Annotated in this window: 11 protein-coding genes; 8 read left to right on the top strand and 3 right to left on the bottom strand. The window is 44.4% G+C overall.

Annotated features, from left to right (window positions below; all coding sequences use genetic code 11):
• The first annotated feature begins 42 nt into the window (after positions 1 to 42).
• The 8 genes from cmoM to PXH59_RS07955 all read left to right on the top strand — a co-directional run bounded on the left by cmoM (position 43) and on the right by PXH59_RS07955 (position 11735).
• Positions 43 to 828, top strand: coding sequence for a tRNA uridine 5-oxyacetic acid(34) methyltransferase CmoM (gene cmoM, locus PXH59_RS07990; protein WP_285811146.1), 786 nt, complete (start codon positions 43 to 45; stop codon positions 826 to 828).
• Positions 825 to 2147 carry a chromosome partition protein MukF gene (gene mukF, locus PXH59_RS07985; protein WP_285811143.1) on the top strand — a complete coding sequence of 441 codons (1323 nt, stop codon included), beginning with the start codon at positions 825 to 827 and terminating at the stop codon, positions 2145 to 2147. The genes cmoM and mukF overlap by 4 nt, the downstream gene beginning before the upstream one ends.
• Complete coding sequence (gene mukE, locus PXH59_RS07980; RefSeq protein ID WP_285811142.1) at positions 2128 to 2850, top strand: chromosome partition protein MukE; 723 nt, start codon at positions 2128 to 2130, stop codon at positions 2848 to 2850. The genes mukF and mukE overlap by 20 nt, the downstream gene beginning before the upstream one ends.
• On the top strand, positions 2847 to 7310 hold the full coding sequence (mukB, locus tag PXH59_RS07975) for a chromosome partition protein MukB (protein ID WP_285811140.1): 4464 nt from the start codon (positions 2847 to 2849) through the stop codon (positions 7308 to 7310). The genes mukE and mukB overlap by 4 nt, the downstream gene beginning before the upstream one ends.
• Positions 7311 to 7469: 159 nt before the next feature.
• On the top strand, positions 7470 to 8183 hold the full coding sequence (aphA, locus tag PXH59_RS07970) for an acid phosphatase AphA (protein WP_285811138.1): 714 nt from the start codon (positions 7470 to 7472) through the stop codon (positions 8181 to 8183).
• Positions 8184 to 8455: 272 nt separating this feature from the next.
• Positions 8456 to 10159 carry a L,D-transpeptidase gene (gene ldtD / locus PXH59_RS07965; RefSeq protein ID WP_285811136.1) on the top strand — a complete coding sequence of 568 codons (1704 nt, stop codon included), beginning with the start codon at positions 8456 to 8458 and terminating at the stop codon, positions 10157 to 10159.
• A gap of 349 nt (positions 10160 to 10508) precedes the next feature.
• Positions 10509 to 11057 (top strand): peptidoglycan L,D-endopeptidase MepK, encoded by a 549-nt coding sequence (gene mepK, locus PXH59_RS07960; RefSeq protein ID WP_285811134.1) that lies wholly within the window; start codon positions 10509 to 10511, stop codon positions 11055 to 11057.
• A 45-nt stretch (positions 11058 to 11102) separates the two neighbouring features.
• Positions 11103 to 11735: an MBL fold metallo-hydrolase gene (locus PXH59_RS07955; RefSeq protein ID WP_285811683.1), complete on the top strand. Its 633-nt coding sequence runs from the start codon at positions 11103 to 11105 to the stop codon at positions 11733 to 11735.
• A gap of 72 nt (positions 11736 to 11807) precedes the next feature.
• Here PXH59_RS07955 and PXH59_RS07950 read toward each other — a convergent pair whose 3' ends face one another.
• From PXH59_RS07950 to asnS, 3 genes are all read right to left on the bottom strand, one after another.
• A complete protein-coding gene (locus tag PXH59_RS07950; protein WP_285811132.1) occupies positions 11808 to 12998 on the bottom strand; it encodes an amino acid aminotransferase in 1191 nt (396 codons plus the stop codon).
• 241 nt (positions 12999 to 13239) lie between these two features.
• A complete protein-coding gene (locus PXH59_RS07945; RefSeq protein ID WP_285811130.1) occupies positions 13240 to 14394 on the bottom strand; it encodes a porin in 1155 nt (384 codons plus the stop codon).
• A gap of 308 nt (positions 14395 to 14702) precedes the next feature.
• The gene (asnS, locus tag PXH59_RS07940; RefSeq protein ID WP_285811128.1) at positions 14703 to 16103 is read right to left on the bottom strand and encodes an asparagine--tRNA ligase; all 1401 of its coding nucleotides are present in this window, start codon (positions 16101 to 16103) and stop codon (positions 14703 to 14705) included.
• Positions 16104 to 16258 lie beyond the last annotated feature (155 nt).

Here is a 16258-nt window from a genome sequence, read left to right as displayed (position 1 = left end):
AATAGATAAATTAAACTTAGATTATAAGTGGGGCAGCTTTTCATGCGGGATCGCAATTTCGATGATATTGCAGACAAATTTTCGCGTAATATTTACGGCACAACCAAAGGTAAAATCAGGCAGGCCGTTGTCTGGCAGGATATTAACGAATTGCTGAATCATTTGCCTCAACGGCCTTTGCGCATTTTGGATGCGGGGGGCGGTGAAGGTAATATGGCCTGCCAATTAGCCGAATTGGGACATCAGGTCATACTTTGTGATCTATCAAAAAAGATGATTCAGAGAGCGGAACATAACGCCGAAGAGCGGGGTCTTCTCGATCAGATACAATTTATCCAAAGCCCGGTACAGGAAATTCACCAGCATATTGAACAGCCCGTTGATCTGATTTTATTTCATGCTGTATTGGAGTGGATCACCGACCAAAAAGGGGCAATAGAGACATTGGAAGAGATAATAACGCCCGGTGGTGCACTTTCATTAATGTTTTATAATGCTAATGGGCTGGTCATGCGTAACGCTATCTTGGGTAATTTTCATTTGGCGACACCTAATATCCAGCGTCGTCGGAAACGTTCTCTGTCGCCACAGCATCCATTAATACCGGAACAGGTATATCAATGGCTAACTGAACTTAAGATGGAAATAACAGGTAAAACAGGCGTGAGAGTTTTTCACGATTACCTGCAAAATCGTCAATTACAAGACACAGATTTTCCCGCGTTGCTTGAACTTGAACAGCGTTATTGCAGACAGGAGCCCTATATCAGCCTGGGGCGTTACATTCATGTGATGGCACGCAAGCCTGCCTTAAAGAGCGAATTATGAGTGAATATTCCCAGACGGTTCCTGAACTTGTGTCCTGGGCCAGAAAAAATGATTTTTCAATTTCGTTACCCCCGGAACGCCTGGCTTTTTTGCTGGCTATTGCCGTATTAAACAGTGAACGGCTTGATGGTGAAATGAGTGAAGGGGAGCTGGTGGATGCCTTTCGTGAAGTGTGCAAGGGTTTTGAGCAGACTTCGGAAGCCGTATCTGTCAGGGCGAATAATGCCATTAACGATATGGTTCGCCAGAAGTTACTTAACCGTTTTACCAGTGAATTGGCGGATGGCAATGCCATTTATCGCCTGACACCGTTGGGAATTGGTATCAGTGATTATTACATCCGTCAGCGTGAATTCTCCACGTTGCGTCTTTCTATGCAGTTATCTATCGTTGCTAACGAATTGCACCGAGCCGCAGAGGCAGCCGAAGAAGGGGGGGATGAATTACATTGGCATCGCAATGTTTTTGCCCCTCTTAAATATTCTGTCGCTGAAATTTTTGACAGCATCGATATGTCTCAGCGCTTGATGGATGAACAGCAACACAGCGTAAAAACCGATATCGCTGCACTACTCAATCAGGATTGGCAGGCCGCTATCGCTAATTGTGAACAACTACTGTCTGAAACCTCCGGCACACTGCGGGAACTTCAGGATACGTTAGAAGCTGCGGGTGATAAATTGCAGGCTAATCTATTACGCATCCAGGCTGCGAATATGGACAGCGGTGGCTCTGAGTTGGTGGATAAACTGGTTTTTGACTTGCAAAGCAAACTGGATCGCATTATCAGTTGGGGGCAACAAGCCATTGATCTGTGGATAGGTTATGACCGCCACGTTCACAAATTTATCCGAACCGCTATTGATATGGATAAAAACCGCATTTTTGCCCAGCGCCTTCGTCAATCCATTCAACACTATTTTGACAGCCCGTGGACTCTGACTGTTGCTAATGCAGAACGTTTTCTGGATATGCGTGATGAAGAGTTGACTCTGCGTAATGAAGAGGTAATGGGAGAATTACCGCCAGAAATGGAATATGAAGAGTTTAGTGAAATCAATGAACAATTAGCTGAAATGGTAGAGCAGGCGCTGGCAGTTTACCAACAGGCAAAACTTCCTCTGGATTTGGGGGCTGTACTGCGCGACTACCTTGTCCAGTATCCACGTAAACGCCATTTTGATGTGGCTCGTATCTTGGTGGATCAAGCCGTCAGGTTGGGCGTTGCAGAAGCGGATTTCTCTGGTTTGCCAGCGGAATGGTTAGCGATTAATGATTACGGAGCCAAGGTACAGGCACATGTCATCGACACATATTGAACAACTTATGCCAGTGAAACTGGCTCAGGCATTATCCAATCCACTTTTCCCTGAATTAGACAGCCAACTGCGGGCAGGGCGTCATATCAGTCTGGATGATCTTGATAACCACGCTTTTTTGATGGATTTTCAGGAAGAGCTGGAAATGTTTTATGCGCGTTATAACGTCGAATTAATCCGTGCACCAGAAGGTTTTTTCTATCTGCGTCCCCGTTCGACGGCGCTGATCCCGCGATCTGTGCTGTCCGAATTAGATATGATGGTAGGTAAGCTCCTGTGCTACCTCTACCTTAGTCCGGAGCGCCTGTCTAATCAGGGAATATTTACCTTTCAGGAGCTGTACGAAGAATTACTGTCATTGGCAGATGAAAATAAGCTAATGAAATTAATGAATCAACGCTCGACAGGCTCAGATCTGGACAAACAGAAATTGCAGGAAAAAGCGCGCACCGCCTTAAACCGCTTACGCCGTCTGGGTATGGTTTATTTCCTGCAAAACGACAGCAATAAATTTACGATTACCGAAGCGGTATTTCGCTTCGGGGCAGATGTACGCAGCGGTGATGACCCACGCGAGGCACAATTACGCATGATCCGTGATGGCGAAGCCATGCCAGTAGAAAGGGAAGCATCGCAGGAAGATAATGAACATGAAGAAGCATCAGGGCATTCAGCAGAAGGTGCGGAGGGTGAACAGTCATGATTGAACGCGGTAAATTTCGCTCACTGACGTTAATTAACTGGAACGGTTTTTTTGCCAGAACGTTTGATCTTGACGAGCTTGTGACGACCTTATCCGGCGGTAATGGTGCAGGTAAATCAACCACAATGGCGGCGTTTGTGACCGCATTAATCCCTGATTTAACACTGCTCCATTTCCGCAATACGACAGAAGCGGGGGCCACCTCGGGTTCACGTGATAAAGGGTTGCACGGTAAGTTACGGGCAGGTGTTTGCTACTCCACGCTGGATGTTGTTAACTCTCGCCATCAACGGATCATCACCGGAGTCCGTTTACAACAAGTGGCAGGACGTGATCGAAAAGTTGATATTAAGCCATTTATGATCCAGGGCGTTCCTGCGTCGATTCAGCCAACACAGTTATTGACTGACAATATCAACGAACGTCAGGCGCGGGTTCTGCCGTTAAATGAATTAAAGGAACGCCTTGATGAGATGGAAGGCGTTCAGTTCAAGCAATTTAACTCGATTACAGATTACCACGCCCTGATGTTTGATTTGGGCGTGATCCCAAAACGTTTGCGTTCAGCGAGTGACCGCAGCAAGTTTTATCGCCTGATAGAAGCATCATTATATGGCGGAATCTCCAGTGCGATTACCCGTTCATTGCGTGATTACTTGTTACCGGAAAACAGCGGCGTCAGAAAAGCATTTCAGGATATGGAAGCCGCATTGCGTGAAAACCGCATTACGCTGGAAGCTATCCGTGTCACCCAATCTGACCGTGATCTTTTCAAGCACCTTATCACAGAAGCTACGGCTTATGTGTCTGCTGACTATATGCGCCATGCCAACGAACGCCGCGTTCATCTGGATGAAGCTCTGGCTTTGCGCAGTGAGTTATTTGGCAGCCGTCGTCAACTGGTTGCTGAACAATACCGCCATGTTGAAATGGCGAGGGAACTGGCAGAACAAAGCGGTGCATCTTCTGATTTAGACATGGATTATCAGGCAGCCAGTGACCACCTGAATCTGGTTCAAACGGCGATGCGCCAGCAGGAAAAAATTGATCGCTATCACTCTGATGTTGAAGAACTAACTTACCGACTGGAAGAACAGAGTGAAGTTGTCGAAGAGGCGAGAGATCTTCAGGCGGAATATGAAGCCACATTTGAAGCGACAGAACAAGAAGTTGATGAACTGAAAAGCCAGCTTGCTGACTATCAACAAGCTTTGGATGTACAGCAAACTCGCGCTATTCAATATCAGCAAGCACTGCAAGCGTTAGAGCGTACCCGTGAACTTTGCCAGCTTCCCGATCTGTCGATAGAAAATGCCGACAAATGGCAGGAAATCTATCAGGCTAAAGCGCAGCAAGCGACAGAGACGTTACTGGCACTGGAACAGAAATTGAGCGTTGCTGACGCGGCGCATAGCCAGTTTGAACAGGCTTACCAACTGGTAAAAAATATTGTGGGTGAAGTAAGCCGCAGTGAAGCGTGGCAAGCCGCTCGTGAAGCATTGCGTGAATGGTCATCCCTGCGTCATCTGACTGAACGCGTCCAACCTTTGCGTATCCAGTTGGCCGAGCTAGAACAACGCCTGAACAGTCAGCAAAATGCAGAGCGTTTGCTGGAGGAATTCTGTAAGCGCCATAACCAGCAATATCAGCCAGAAGACTTGGAGGCGTTACGGGGAGAGCTGGAAGCTCAATTGGAAGAACTGAGTCTGGGTGCCAATGAAAGCGGTGAACGTCGTATTCAAATACGTCAGGAGCTTGAACAGCTCAAGCAAAAAATTCAAGCGCTGACAGCACGGGCACCTGTATGGTTGGCTGCCCAGGAAGCCCTGGAGCAGCTGAGTGAACAATGCAATGAAACATTCGAAAATAGTCACGATGTGACTGAATATATGCAGCAATTGCTCGAACAAGAACGCGAAATTACGGTTGAGCGTGATGATATTGCTGCACAGAAACGTGAACTGGAAAAACAGATTGAGTGTCTGAACCAACCAAGTGGTGCCGAAGATAGCCGATTGCTTGCATTGGCAGAGCGTTTTGGTGGTGTTTTATTGTCTGAAATTTATGATGACATTACCATTGATGACGCACCTTATTTCTCCGCACTCTATGGCCCTGCGCGGCACGGCATTGTCGTGCCTGATCTCTCACTGGTTCGTCAACATCTGGAAACATTGGAAGATTGCCCGGAAGATCTCTATTTAATTGAGGGAGATCCGCAGTCTTTTGACGACAGCGTATTCCATTTTGAAGAGCAGGAAAACGCCGTTCTGGTGAAATCATCCGAGCGCCAGTGGCGTTATTCCCGTTATCCTGAGGTTCCGCTATTTGGACGGGCAGCAAGGGAAAGTCGTCTGGAAGCACTCAGTTTTGAGCGGGATACACTGGCAGAGCGCTATGCGACACTTTCGTTTGATGTGCAGAAAGTTCAGCGTGCGCATCAGGCTTTCAGCCGTTTCGTGGGGAAACATCTTTCTGTTGCATTTGATGATGATCCGGAAGCAGAAATTCGTCGCCAGAGTCAGCGTCGTACTGAACTGGAGCGTGAGTTATCGCAATTTGAAACTCAGGCTCAACAGCACCAACAGAAACTGGTTCAGGTGAAAGAGAGCCTGTCAGTGCTGAATCGCCTGATTCCACAAATGACGATTTTGTTGGATGAAACCCTGCTTGATCGAGTGGAAACAGTCCGAGAAGAAATGAGTGCGGCTCAGGAAGCGGCGCGTTTCCTGCAACAACACGGCAATGCTTTGGCTAAACTTGAACCCTTGGTTTCGGTCTTGCAAAGTGATCCACAGCAACATGAGCAGTTGCAGAAGAATTATGAGGCAGCGAAACAGAGCCAGAATCAGGCTAAACAACAAGCCTTTGCCTTGACGGAAGTTGTGCAACGTCGTGCGCATTTCAGCTATAGCGACTCCGCCGGTATGCTCAACGAAAATGCCGACCTGAACGACAAACTGCGCCAACGCCTTGAACACGCAGAATCTGATCGTAGCCGTGCGCGTGAACAATTGCGTCAGCAGCAAGCACAATGCGCGCAATTTAATCAAGTATTGGCATCACTGAAAAGTTCTTATGACACTAAGCAAGATATGTTGAAAGAACTTGAGCAGGAGTTGAAAGATATCGGTGTCCAGGCCGATGCCAACGCCGAAAGTCGTGCCCGTGAACGTCGTGATCAGCTCCACGCCGCTGTGAATGCCAACCGTTCCCGCATTAACCAGCTTGAGAAACAGATCGCGTTCTGTGAGGCAGAAATGGAAAACCTCCAGAAAAAACTGCGCAAATCCGAGCGTGATTATGACCAGAAGCGTGAGCAGGTGGTCTCTTCTAAGGCGGGCTGGTGTGCAGTTATGCGCATGGTGAAAGACAGCGGCGTTGAACGTCGCTTACATCGCCGCGAGCTGGCTTATATGGATGGTGATGAGCTGCGTTCAATGTCGGATAAGGCGCTGGGGGCATTGCGTCTAGCGGTGGCCGATAATGAACACCTGCGCGATGCGTTGCGTTTATCCGAAGATCCGAAGCGTCCTGAGCGTAAGATCCAATTTTTCGTGGCGGTTTACCAACATCTGCGCGAACGTATTCGGCAGGATATCATTCGTACGGATGATCCCGTCGATGCTATTGAACAGATGGAAATTGAGCTGGCTCGTCTGACTGAAGAATTAACCTCGCGTGAGCAGAAACTGGCGATTAGCTCCAAAAGCGTGGCGAATATCATTCGCAAAACCATTCAACGTGAACAAAACCGCATTCGCATGCTTAATCAAGGGTTGCAGGCGGTTTCTTTTGGACAGGTTGGCAGCGTGCGCTTGAATGTGAATGTGCGTGAAAGTCATTCCCTCTTGCTGGATGTACTTTCTGAGCAGCAGGAGCAGCATCAGGATCTGTTCAACAGCCAGAGACTGACCTTCTCAGAAGCGATGGCGAAACTTTATCAGCGTCTGAACCCACAAATCGACATAGGGCAGCGTCTGCCGCAGACCATTGGTGAAGAGTTGCTGGATTACCGCAATTACCTTGAGTTGGAGGTTGAAGTCAACCGGGGTTCGGATGGCTGGCTGAAAGCGGAAAGTGGGGCACTTTCTACCGGAGAAGCGATTGGTACGGGGATGTCTATTCTGGTCATGGTTGTACAAAGTTGGGAAGAGGAATCACGTCGTCTGCGTGGTAAAGATATTTCACCATGCCGATTGCTGTTCCTTGACGAAGCTGCCCGATTGGATGCGAAATCCATTGCAACGCTGTTTGAGCTATGTGAACGTCTACAGATGCAGTTAATTATTGCTGCGCCGGAAAATATCAGCCCAGAAAAAGGGACAACCTATAAACTGGTACGTAAGATTTTCAATAATCAGGAACATGTACATGTTGTTGGGCTGCGTGGTTTTGGGCAGGATGTGCCGGTCATTGAACAGCCACAAAACCAGATACAGCCTATATTGCAGGAATAACTTTATCACTGCATGATATTTTTCTAAGAGGGGACATATTATGTCCCTTCCTTAGGGAGATAGATCTTATTTGTCGCCTTGTGCAGTACGTCTCGTTTTGATGTGATAAGAAAGGTTACTATTTCTCACCGTTACTACTAATGTAGAAAAGGAATAACGATGCGTAAAGTTACTCTAGTATTCAGTGCAATTGTGCTCACTTTTGGTTTGAACCGCATGGCACAAGCAAAAATGTTTATGCCTGAGCAAGTTGATTCAGGCGTTTCTGTGGCAGAGTTGGCTCAACGTCATGCTGTGCATTGGGTATCCGTAGCGCAGATTAAGCAAAGCCTGCAAAACCAACCCGCAATGGCGGTAGGTTTTGATATCGATGATACCGTACTGTTTTCAAGTCCAGGTTTTTATCGTGGTAAATCAGAGTATTCACCTCATGACAATAGTTATCTGAAAAACCCGGCATTTTGGGAAAAAATGAATAATGAATGGGATAAATTCAGTATACCCAAAAAGATCGGCATTGAATTGGTTCAGATGCACTTAAAGCGGGGGGATGATATTTATTTCATTACAGCCCGGACAAAAACTAAGACAGAAGCGGTGACCAAATACTTACAGGAAGACTTACATATTCCAGCCGATAAAATGAATGCCGTTATTTTCGCGGGAGATGAAGCAGGTAAAAATAACAAAGTCAGTTGGATGAGAGAGCATAAATTGAAGATTTATTATGGCGATGCAGATACTGATATTGCCGCAGCCCGTGAATTGAATATTCGAGGTATTCGTATCTTGAGAGCATCAAACTCTTCTTATCAGCCCCTGCCTAAAGCTGGCCGCTTTGGAGAAGAAGTCGCCATTAATTCTGAGTATTAATCTTAAAATTCAACATAATATACTCTGATTAAAGGCACTAAAGGTGCCTTTTCCTTTTTTTAAGCCATAATAATTTAAATTATTATGATGAAAATTTTATTTTTATTAGATTTTACTTTGCCTGGTGAGTTCGACTTTGATTAGGTAAGCACTCTATCTTAAGTGGAAATTATGTATATAATTAGCAGTATTCTTTCTGATAAAATAGGTCTGCGGATAATTATAATAAATCATTGGATAGCTGCATATCTAATAAGGTGAGGAGAGCTATTATGGTGAAGAACACGGTCAGGTTACTGAAAGTTTCTTTTATCTGTAGCACATTGTCGGTATCAGAAGGAACTATTGCAAATCAACAAGATGGACTGTTATCAAATGGTGTGCAACCCAAAAAAGAAGGCCCTGTTATTCTGATTGATAAGACAACTCCTAGTTCTCCGATGAATTCTATTGATGAAAATAGAAAACAGTTACAAACTTGGTTACCACAACAAGTAAAACCGATATTTCTTGATCGTTTAACAAGTTTATATGCTAACAATAAAATGCAACCATTGTGGTCAGATAATAAAGCTATTAAGCAATTTGAAGAGCAATTAGTTGAAATGTCGCTAGCTGGTTTTCAACCTCAATTCGAAAAATGGCTGATACAACTTCATTCTCCTGAATTAAGTGAAATGGGGCGTGATGTTATCTTATCTGATGCTCTGTTAGGTTATCTCCATTTTATTAATAATGTTGATAAAAAAGGGAACTCATGGTTATATAGTAAATTCCCTTATAAGCTTGAATTACCTCCGTCCTCTTTAATTAATACATGGCAACAGCATATCAATAGCAATAGCATTTTTTCTTATATTATGCGTTTATCTCCGGATCATCCCATGTATGAAAATATGCGTAAGGAGATGCGGTTCCAATTGGCTGATCAACGGCCATGGGCCGAGTTTTCATTTAACGGAACCTTAAGGCCAGGACAAAGTAGTGAAAGTGTTATTGCATTAAGGAAAATATTGGCTCGTTCAGGGATATTGGATTTATCTGCTGCCAAATCCGATAGTAGGGTTTATGATAAAGAATTAGCAGCGGCAATAAAACATTTTCAAGCCTTGCATGGGTTATCCGCCGATGGGGTTATCGGTAAATCCACTAAAGCATGGTTAAATACGACCCCACAAACCCGCGCTCGTATTATGGCCTTAAATATCCAACGATTACGAATTATTCCCGGAGATATTCCTACAGGTATTTTAGTTAATATCCCTGATTACTCACTTTTCTATTATCTGGATGGAAAAGAAGTGTTGAGTTCTAAAGTCGTCGTCGGTCGTCCCAGCCGAAAAACACCTATCATGAGTAGTGAATTAAATAATGTGGTGATCAATCCTCCGTGGAATGTACCCATCAGCATGACCCGAAAAGATATTGCACCGAGGGCGATGCGTGACTCAAATTATTTTCGTACGCGTGGTTATACGGTATTTTCCAGTTGGAGCAATGACGCTAAAGTTATCGATCCTTCTTCTATTAACTGGGGCGTAATAACACCGGGTAATTTCCCTTATCGTATTAGGCAAGCACCAGGCCCAACTAATTCATTGGGGCGTTTTAAATTTAATATGCCAAATTCAGAAGCCATTTATTTGCATGATACACCTAATCAAGCGTCTTTCAGCCGAGAAATGCGGGCGGTTAGTTCTGGTTGCGTGCGTGTTAATAAAGCACCTGAATTGGCTAATATGTTGTTGGGAGATGCGGGTTGGGATAAAACTAAAGTTAATAGTTCATTGAAAACATGGTCAACAAAATATGTTAATATTCCCAAAAGAATTTCTGTGTTTCTCTATTATCAAACAGCGTGGGTCGATGAGGGAGGGAAAGCTCAATACCGAGATGATATCTATGATTATGATATGAATGCAAGGCAGCATTCAGCATCACTTTACAAGATCTTGGTAGCCAGGAATGATTTATAATTTCTTCCGTTACCTATGAGACTTAAAGAAATAAAATTGGTGTGGATGTCTATATTGTAAACAGAGAAGAAAATAATGTTTTCTTCTCTGTTATTCTGTATTACTTATTATTTTAAAAGTGTTTTTTACTATGACTCACTTTTAATGAATTGTTTTGTTGTTGACAATAAACTTAAAGTGATTTTAATTATGTTAGGCAGATCACAATAATAAGGTGGTAAATTTACAGTAAAATACAAAATGATTGAAACTATTTTTTATTTCCTGATGTCTTACTAGACAATTAAGTTGAGTTATAAATGCATTTAGACAGTATTAATACATTAAAGAATGGCAGGGCATATTATCCATGAATAACATTGACCACGATCGCCGAAAGTGGCTTGGTATAAGTGTGGCCGCATTGGGATTAAGTTTATTACCTCAATCGGTTTTGGCTGCATTAACAACACCACGTCCTCGAATTTTACGTTTTGATAACCTGCATACCGGAGAAACACTCAAAGCCGAATTCTTTGATGGTCATAGGTATAATAAATCAGAATTGGCTCGCCTGAACTATTTATTCCGCGATTTTCGACAAAATAAGGTTAAAACCATTGACCCGAAATTATTTGATCAAATTTATTTATTGCAAATGCTGATGGGAATAAATAAACCTGTTCAATTAGTTTCTGGTTATCGATCCTTGGAAACAAATAATATGTTGCGTCACGCCAGTGGTGGCGTGGCAAAACATAGTTATCATACCCGTGGACAAGCCATGGATTTCCATATTGATGGTATTCATCTCACACATATTCGTAAGGCGGCACTGAAAATGCGGGCAGGGGGAGTAGGGTTTTATCCAAAGAGTAATTTTATTCATCTTGATACAGGCCCGGTCAGGACGTGGTAATCTTATTACCAACAATGAGTCTTGATTGTGGAGTGAAACAGTATGATGAAATACCACATTATCCCCGTCACAAGGGCGATGCAAAATTGTACATTGATTTGGTGTGAAGAAACTCAGGAAGCAGCGATTGTTGATCCTGGTGGTAATGCCGAACAGCTTATTGCCGAGATAGAGCGCCGTGGGCTGAAACTTACCCAAATTTTGCTGACCCATGGTCACTATGATCATGTCGGTGCTACGGTTGAAGTCGCGCAGCATTTTGACGTGCCTGTTTATGGGCCACATAAGGGAGATGCTTTTTGGATAGAAGGCCTGGAAATTCAATGCCAAATGTTTGGTGTTGAACCATGCCCCTCTTTTACGCCCGATCGCTGGCTAGATGAAGGAGATACACTAAAAATTGGCAGTATTGAGTTATCCGTTTTGCACTGTCCGGGGCATACACCGGGGCATATTATCCTTGCTAACCATACCGATAATATCATCTCAATGGGAGATGTATTGTTTAAGGGGAGTATTGGCCGCACTGATTTTCCGGGTGGAAGCTATGATGAATTGATTCAATCTATTAAGAAAAAAGTATTACCATTGGGGGACGAGTATCAATTCATACCTGGTCACGGTCCGATGTCAACTTTAGGACATGAGCGGAAAACCAATCCATTTTTACAGGATTAATCACAAACGTTTTTCTTGCCATAAGATAGTGTGAAGAAGATAAAGCCGCTTTTTCAGCGGCTTTTGAGAAACTCAGAGTACTGCAACGATAGCTTCACACAGAGGAACCATATTCTCCAGCGTCAGACCCGCGACGTTGATACGGCCAGAGCTAACCGCATAAATACCATACTCTTCACGCAGGCGATCAACTTGTTCTTTAGTCAATCCGCTGAATGAGAACATACCATTTTGAGCGCTAATAAAGCTAAAGTCTTGCTTTGCACCTTTTTCTTGTAAGGTGTTTACAAACAGTTGGCGCATGCGTTTAATGCGTTCACGCATTGTTGCCAATTCCTGAATCCATTCGGCTTTCAGATCATCATTGGACAGAATGGTTGTCACAACGGAAGCACCGTGCGCTGGCGGGTTAGAGTAGTTGGTACGTACAATGGATTTTGCCTGGCTGAATGCTTTTTCGGCGGTATCGCTGTCTGCTGCAACAATGGTGCAAGCTCCGACACGTTCATTGTACAGACCAAAGTTTTTGGAATAAGAGCTGGCAACGATCAGTTCATTGTGGTTTCTGGTAAAGATACGCAGGCCTTCTGCATCTTCATCCAACCCTTTGGCAAAGCCCTGGTAAGCAAAGTCGAATACGGGCAGCCAGCCATTTGCCGCAGATAAGTCTGCCAGTTTCTGCCACTGTTCAGCGGTTGGATCGATACCCGTTGGGTTATGGCAGCAACCATGCAGTAAAACGACATCGCCGGCTTGTGCTTCCGACAGGCTTGCCAGCATGCCATCGAAATCCAAAGCATGATTTTCTGCATCGTAATAGTTATATTCGCGGATCTCCAGACCAGCGCTGGAGAAAACGCCTTTGTGGTTTGGCCAGGTTGGGTTGCTGATCCAGACACGTTTTGCATTAGTCTGCTTAGCAATAAAGTCAGCGGCAATACGCAGTGCGCCGGTTCCGCCTGGGCTTTGTACCGTACGGGCGCGTTTATCAGTGATGATAGGGCTGGTTTTACCGAAAAGCAGTTCCTGAGTGACGTGACCAAATTCAGGTAACCCACTAATTGCCAGATAATTTTTGGTAGTTTCGTTTTCCAGCAGGAACTTCTCTGCTTTTTTAACGGTAGTCAAAACAGGGGTTTTACCGGTTTCGTCTTTGTAGACGCCAATACCTAAATTGATTTTGTTTTCACGGGGATCTGCTTTAAAGCTATCGGCTAAACCAAGAATAGGGTCGGCAGGCGCTACTGTGATTTTTTCAAACATTTTTTTGATTCCAAGACTCGAGAGTTAAGCCCAAAATAAGTGATACGTTGCTCAGGGTAACCTTAAGGAACCTATTTGCCAACCACTTGTAGCGAAAAGAATAAAATCTTGTGAAGTAGTTTACGGAGTGAAAAAAAGAGCCTGAAAAAACAGAGAGGTAAAATGCAAAAAGCAGCGCCGGAGCGCTGCTTTTTCTGAGATAGACTTATTAGCTTTTCGCTAAATAGTTTATCAACAGTAATTAGAACTGATAAGTCAGACCAACACCGAATACGTTACGAGCGTTTGTATCGCCTTTTTCGTTTTTGTCTAACAGGTTGATTTTGTAATCAACGTAGGTAGACAGGTTTTTGTTAAAGTAGTAGTAAGTACCTACAGAAACGTATTTAACCAGATCAGCGTTGAAACCTTTGTTACCGTCGTTACGTTCCAGATCCTTACCTTTGGATTGAACGTAAGCCAGAGATGGTTTCAGGCCCAAATCAGAGAACAGATATTGCGCAGTCAGTTCAATGTTTTGAGTTTTGTTAGCGATACCGCTAAAGCGATCCACTGAGCCACGGCTGTGTTCATGACCACCTTTACCTGAAGTCATGTTACGGGTTTCGCCGTACATTGCTGCCAGGTAGACATTGTTAGCATCGTATTTAGCACCGATGTTCCATGCTTCAGCACGTTCACCATGGGCAACAGTTTTAACCCAGTCACCGTTTGCACGAGTAGAATTAGCGTAAGAAGCACCAACAGTGATACCGTAACCTACGTTATAGGTAGTCGCCAAACCATAGCCATCGCCGTTTGCAGTACCGTTTTTATTACCGTCTTTATCAGTCCCACTGCGATCATTCTTGGTGTGCTTGCTGTTTTGACCTTGGTATTGCAGGGCAAAGTTCAGGCCGTCAACCAGACCGAAGAAATCAGTGTTACGGTAAGTCAACAGACCAGTAGCACGGCCAGTCATGTAGTTGTCAGTGTGAGACATGGAGTCACCACCAAAGATTGGCAGTACGTCAGTCCATGCGTTGATATCATAGTTCACGCCGTAGTTACGGCCGTAATCCAGTGAGCCGTAGTTAGCGAATTTCAAACCCGCGAAAGCCAGACGAGTTTTAGTTGCTTGATCACTGTCAGCTTCTTTGCCGCTAGCGTTCAGGTTGTATTCCCAGCGACCAAAACCAGTCAGTTGGTCAGTAATCTGAGTTTCGCCTTTGATACCGATACGAACATAAGAAGCATCACCATCTTCGCGGCTTCTTTCATCAGCGATCTGGTGACGAACGTCTACTTTACCGTAAAAATCAAGTTTGTTGCCGTCTTTATTAAAAATTTCAGCTGCGTTTGCTGTACCAGCAGCCAGCAGAGCTGGAATTACCACTGCAAGAATATTGCGTTTCATTATTATTACCCTCATTGGTGTTATCTAGACACCTGCCACTGCCAGAAATAGAACACTAAAAAATTTTGGAACTATTTGTGGGTATCGAGTGTCTTATTAGTCGGCGACCAGTGTTCCATTGGTAATGAATTTTATCTACCCTCAAAATGCTACAAAAGCACAGAATCAGTAACAAATTGAAAATAGATGTTTCAAAATGTAAATATCAGGGAACTTTTTTAGTGTGCTTTTCGCTATAAAATAAAAAAAGCCAACTTTCGTTGGCTTTTCATGGGATTGATTTTTAGCTTATTTATTGAGCTGATTCATTAGAAACTTGCGTTTCTTGGTGTCCGTGGGAATGGGATAACATCACGAACGTTGGAGACGCCAGTAACATAAGCGACCAGCCGTTCGAAGCCCAAACCGAAACCGGCATGAGGAACGGTGCCGTAACGGCGCAGATCGCGATACCACCAGTAGTCTTCTTTATTTAGTCCCATTTCTTCCATACGTTGATCCAGCCTATCCAGACGCTCTTCACGCTGGGAACCACCGATGATTTCACCGATGCCTGGCGCTAATACATCCATTGCTGCAACAGTTTTACCATCGTCATTCATGCGCATATAGAAGGCTTTAATGTCTTTTGGATAGTTTTTCATGATCACTGGCGCGTTGAAATGTTTTTCTGCCAGATAACGCTCATGCTCTGATGACAAATCCACACCCCAGAAAACCGGGTTTTCAAATTCCTGACCACAATTTTCCAGAATTTCTATCGCATCGGTGTAGTCCAACTGAACGAAATCTGAATCAACAAATTTTTCCAGCCGAGTGATAACTTTGCTGTCAACTCGTTCTGCAAAGAAGGCCAGATCATCAGCACGTTCTTCTAATGCGGCCCTGAAAACATATTTCAGCATGTCTTCAGAGAGCCTGGCAATATCATTCAGATCGGCAAAAGCCACTTCGGGTTCAACCATCCAGAATTCTGCCAAGTGACGGCTGGTATTGGAATTTTCTGCGCGAAAAGTGGGTCCGAAGGTATAGATTTTGCTCAATGCACAAGCATAAGCTTCGCCGTTTAACTGACCGGATACAGTAAGGAAAGCTTCACGGCCGAAGAAATCCTGGCTGAAATCCACTTCGCCTTTATCTGTGCGGGGCAAGTTTTGCAAATCCAACGTGGAAACGCGGAACATTTCGCCAGCGCCTTCTGTATCTGATGCGGTGATCAGCGGCGAAGATACCCAGAAGAAGCCTTTTTCATGGAAGAAACGATGCAGGGCCTGAGCCAGCGTATGGCGAACACGGGCAACGGCACCGATCAAATTGGTGCGAGGGCGAAGATGAGCCACTTCGCGCAGGTATTCAATACTGTGGCGTTTAGCCGCCATTGGGTAAGTATCAGGATCATCAACCATGCCAACAACAACGACTTTAGTGGCCTGCAATTCAAAATCCTGACCTTTACCTTGCGATTCCACCACCGTACCGGTGATTTCGACAGAACAGCCCGTGGTTAAATGTAATATTTCATCCTGATAATTAGGTAAACTATTATTAACGACGGCCTGTAATGGATTAAAGCAGGAACCGTCATAGACGGCGAGGAACGAGATACCAGCTTTAGAATCTCTCCTTGTACGTATCCAACCGCGCACGGTGACTTCGTTGTCAACCGGAACCCGGCCTTGCAGTACATCGACTACAGGCGCTACGCTCATAAATTTCTCTCTTTTGTATATAGTGGATTAATAACTAGATAGATTTACCAAATACTCCCTTAATCAGGGAGCAGATCGCCTATCTTACTTGTCATCTCTCAGGAAACAAGAGGAAATTGCGGGTCTTAATGGGGAAACAGAGGGAAAAGTTGTTT

Source organism: Xenorhabdus bakwenae (assembly GCF_030272115.1).
GTDB classification, from domain to species: domain Bacteria; phylum Pseudomonadota; class Gammaproteobacteria; order Enterobacterales; family Enterobacteriaceae; genus Xenorhabdus; species Xenorhabdus bakwenae.
The sequence above is the reverse complement of the archived record's forward strand: the minus strand, read 5'-3'. Positions and strand labels throughout refer to the sequence as shown.

What these genes read in the sequence shown, in the direction of transcription:
- cmoM (WP_285811146.1), top strand. Translation starts at nt 43, where the DNA reads ATGCGGGATCGCAATTTCGATGATATTGCAGACAAATTTTCGCGTAAT.
- mukF (WP_285811143.1), top strand. Translation starts at nt 825, where the DNA reads ATGAGTGAATATTCCCAGACGGTTCCTGAACTTGTGTCCTGGGCCAGA.
- mukE (WP_285811142.1), top strand. Translation starts at nt 2,128, where the DNA reads ATGTCATCGACACATATTGAACAACTTATGCCAGTGAAACTGGCTCAG.
- mukB (WP_285811140.1), top strand. Translation starts at nt 2,847, where the DNA reads ATGATTGAACGCGGTAAATTTCGCTCACTGACGTTAATTAACTGGAAC.
- aphA (WP_285811138.1), top strand. Translation starts at nt 7,470, where the DNA reads ATGCGTAAAGTTACTCTAGTATTCAGTGCAATTGTGCTCACTTTTGGT.
- ldtD (WP_285811136.1), top strand. Translation starts at nt 8,456, where the DNA reads ATGGTGAAGAACACGGTCAGGTTACTGAAAGTTTCTTTTATCTGTAGC.
- mepK (WP_285811134.1), top strand. Translation starts at nt 10,509, where the DNA reads ATGAATAACATTGACCACGATCGCCGAAAGTGGCTTGGTATAAGTGTG.
- PXH59_RS07955 (WP_285811683.1), top strand. Translation starts at nt 11,103, where the DNA reads ATGAAATACCACATTATCCCCGTCACAAGGGCGATGCAAAATTGTACA.
- PXH59_RS07950 (WP_285811132.1), bottom strand. Translation starts at nt 12,998, where the DNA reads ATGTTTGAAAAAATCACAGTAGCGCCTGCCGACCCTATTCTTGGTTTA.
- PXH59_RS07945 (WP_285811130.1), bottom strand. Translation starts at nt 14,394, where the DNA reads ATGAAACGCAATATTCTTGCAGTGGTAATTCCAGCTCTGCTGGCTGCT.
- asnS (WP_285811128.1), bottom strand. Translation starts at nt 16,103, where the DNA reads ATGAGCGTAGCGCCTGTAGTCGATGTACTGCAAGGCCGGGTTCCGGTT.